The 3544-nt window shown below is 70.5% G+C and carries 3 protein-coding genes; all 3 read left to right on the top strand.

What is annotated here, in order from left to right:
- Positions 1-293: 293 nt before the first annotated feature.
- The 3 genes from TAE01_RS20315 to TAE01_RS20305 all read left to right on the top strand — a co-directional run bounded on the left by TAE01_RS20315 (position 294) and on the right by TAE01_RS20305 (position 3525).
- Positions 294-1652: a M23 family metallopeptidase gene (locus TAE01_RS20315; protein ID WP_186815322.1), complete on the top strand. Its 1359-nt coding sequence runs from the start codon at positions 294-296 to the stop codon at positions 1650-1652.
- A gap of 207 nt (positions 1653-1859) precedes the next feature.
- Positions 1860-2588, top strand: a complete 729-nt coding sequence (locus TAE01_RS20310; protein ID WP_147068623.1) for an amino acid ABC transporter ATP-binding protein — start codon at positions 1860-1862, stop codon at positions 2586-2588.
- Between the two features lie 97 nt (positions 2589-2685).
- Positions 2686-3525 carry a glutamate ABC transporter substrate-binding protein gene (locus TAE01_RS20305; protein WP_147068621.1) on the top strand — a complete coding sequence of 280 codons (840 nt, stop codon included), beginning with the start codon at positions 2686-2688 and terminating at the stop codon, positions 3523-3525.
- Positions 3526-3544 lie beyond the last annotated feature (19 nt).

Below are 3544 nucleotides of genomic sequence, written 5' to 3'. Positions count from 1 at the left end.
GTCCGCCCCGGAGCCACGCTCGCAATCCGGGCACCGGCCCCATCCGTCACACCCGTCTCCCACCAGTCCCGGATCTCACCCGATTCTGACGGGAACCGCCTCTTGTGGAAGGGGCCGACCTATGGTGGAGGGGACCGATCGGTCGAGTCATGGTGGCATTCGGGGTGACTTCCGGTTGCGGCGTCGGGTCCGCCGCACAAGGGTCGAAGGAGAAGGCAGAAGCACCTCGAGGGGGTGGCCGGACAGTGACAGACGCCGACGAGCGCAGTGGTCCGCGCGTCCTGAACATTCGGATGCGCGGCAGGCTCGGGCCCTTCGGGGCCATGCTCCTGCTCTTCGCCATGCTGCCCTTCCTCGGAGGCAGCGCGCCCCGGCCCTCGACCGCCTCGCTCGTGCTCGCCGCCGGGTCGCCGGCCGCCGTCCAGGACGCGGTCGCCGCGGTCGGGCAGGCCCGCAGCCAGCTGACCCGGGCGACGGCCCCGAGCGCACCCACCGCGACTCTCGCCCCCGTCGACTCGGCGTTCTCGGCCGCCGTCGGAGGCGGCCTGTTCATGTTCCCCGCCATCAGCCTGGCCCCGGCCACGGCTGACGCGCTCGCCGTGCCCGTGCTGGGGCACCCGCTCTTCATCCACCCGGTCCCCGGGGGCGAGACCTCGCCCTTCGGCCCGCGCATCCACCCGCTCCTCGGCCGCCCGATGTTCCACACGGGCATCGACCTCGCGGCTGCCTGCGGCACCCCGATCCACGCGGCGGCCGACGGCACCGTCATCTACGCCCGGGTCTCGGCCTCGTGGGGTGGTCGCACGATCATCCAGCACAGCGCGACGGTCAAGACGGCATACGGCCACCAGTCGAAGTTCCTCGTCACGGAGGGCCAGAAGGTCAAGCAGGGCCAGGTCATCGGGCTCAGCGGAACGACCGGCTGGTCGACCGGCTGCCACCTGCACTTCGACGTCATCATCAACGACCGCTACGTCGACCCCGCCCCCTACCTCGGCTTCCCGCCGTCAGACATTGCCTCGGTGCCGTATGCCGCCGTCCCGCACCTGGTGCTCGACCCCGGCAGCACCGTCATCCGCACCGTCCCCGACGGCGACGTCCCGCTCACGGAGGCGACCGAGAGCACCTCCTCCCCCGTCAGCACCGGCGGCCGGCCCCCGACGTCGAGCACGTCCAAGCCCGGCACCGTGACGAGCACCCCGTCGCACACCCCGACGAGCACTCCGACGTCGACGCGGCCGACACCGACGGCCACCCGCCCGACGCCGACGACCAGCGCCCCGTCGCCGACCACCACGGTTCCGCCCACGACGACGCCGCCGAGCACCCAGCCGAGCACGACCACGACGACGACGGCGCCGCCCACCACGAAGACGACCACCACGACACCTCCGGCCGCCACGACGACCACGACGACAGCCCCTGCGCCCTCGTCGGACCCGCCGCCCGTGACCAGCACGACGAGCGCGGCGGCCGCGGCCCCGGCGGATGCGCAGCCGAGCGCCACGGCCACCGCGACGGCGACCGCCACCGCGACCGCCACGCAGGTGCTCAAGACCGCCACCCAGGTCGCGACGGCCGCCGAGACGGCGAGCTCGACACCGGCCGCGTCCTCGACGACGGCGGCAGAGGCGACGACGACCACTCCCTGACGGCTGGCGCGGCGATCGTGCGCGCCAGCCCATATCACCGACGACGTCGGCCCCGTCACGCAGGGGGCGTCGCTCCTCACGATTCGGGCACGGTGGGAGCCGAGGGTGCTTCACGAGCGCCCGAGCCGGTAGGTTTCGCGGATGGACGACGTGAAGACCAGCTCTGCGGTGCCCGGCGACCGCACCCCGGACACGCCCCGTGAACCCATGGTCGTCATCGACGGGGTCAACAAGCACTTCGGCGACCTGCACGTGCTCCGCGACATCAACCTCACCGTCGGCAGGGGCGAGGTCGTCGTCGTCCTCGGGCCGTCCGGCTCGGGCAAGTCGACGCTGTGCCGGGCCATCAACCGCCTCGAGACCATCGAGTCCGGCACCATCTCGATCGACGGCAAGCAGCTGCCGGAGGAGGGCAAGCCCCTCGCCCAGCTGCGCGCCGACGTCGGAATGGTCTTCCAGTCCTTCAACCTCTTCGCGCACAAGACGATCCGCGACAACGTGACGCTCGGACCGATCAAGGTCCGCAAGAAGTCCAAGTCCGAGGCCGACCAGCAGGCCACGCAGCTGCTCGAGCGGGTCGGCGTCGAGGCGCAGGCGGACAAGTACCCCGCGCAGCTCTCGGGCGGCCAGCAGCAGCGCGTCGCCATCGCCCGGTCGCTGGCCATGGGTCCGAAGGTCATGCTGTTCGACGAGCCGACGTCGGCGCTCGACCCGGAGATGGTCAACGAGGTGCTCGACGTCATGGTCGGCCTCGCCAAGGAGGGCATGACGATGATCGTCGTGACCCACGAGATGGGCTTCGCCCGCAAGGCCGCCGATCGGGTCGTCTTCATGGCTGACGGGCAGATCGTCGAGGTCGGTACGCCCCAGGAGTTCTTCACGAGCCCCAAGAGCGAGCGTGCCAAGGACTTCCTCGGCAAGATCCTCACCCACTGAGCCGGCGCACGGCCGGCCCACTTCACCATCTGCACCATCGACAGGGAGCGGCACGCATCCGCGCGTGCCGTGAGCAACCACTCAGGGAGGAATCCAGATGAAGGCACGACGAATCGGAGCCGTTGCGGCGGCTGCGACGTTGGCGCTCACGCTCGCCGCGTGCGGCTCCGGCCAGCCCGACGCCAGCGGCAGCGGCGGCGGCGGTGACAACGGCCTCAAGATCGGCATCAAGTTCGACCAACCCGGCATGGGTCTGAAGAAGGGCACCGAGTACAGCGGCTTCGACGTCGACGTCGCCAAGTACGTCGCCAAGGCACTCGGCACCTCGGAGGACAAGATCACCTGGGTGCAGGCGCCCAGCGCCCAGCGCGAGACGCTGATCCAGACGGGTCAGGTCGACTTCGTCGTCGCGACGTACTCGATCACCGACGCACGCAAGGAGAAGGTCTCCTTCGCCGGCCCGTACTTCGTCGCCGGCCAGGACCTGCTCGTCCGCGCCGACGACAGCTCGATCACCGGACCCGACAGCCTCACGGGCAAGAAGCTGTGCTCGGTGACGGGCTCGACGTCGGCCCAGAAGGTCAAGGACAAGTACCCCGGTGTGCAGCTGCAGGAGTTCGGCACCTACTCCGAGTGCCTGCCCGCGCTGCAGACCGGCGGCGTCGACGCCCTGACGACCGACGACACGATCCTCGCCGGCTACGCCGCGCAGGAGCAGTACAAGGGCAAGTTCAAGGTCGTCGGCAAGCCCTTCTCCGAGGAGAACTACGGCATCGGCCTGAAGAAGGGCGACACCGCGATGTGCACGAAGATCACCGACGCCGTCAAGAAGATGATCAGCGACGGCTCGTGGCAGAAGTCGCTCGACGCCAACCTGGGACCGGCCGGCTACAAGCCGGGCGCGGGCAACCCGCCCACCCCGGCCGCCTGCTCCTGACCCTCGTCTCGCGCGGGCC

This window comes from Terrabacter aerolatus, assembly GCF_007991735.1.
Classification (GTDB): Bacteria; Actinomycetota; Actinomycetes; order Actinomycetales; family Dermatophilaceae; genus Terrabacter; species Terrabacter aerolatus.
Note: the sequence above shows the minus strand (reverse complement) of the source record. Positions and strands in the feature narration are given on the sequence as shown.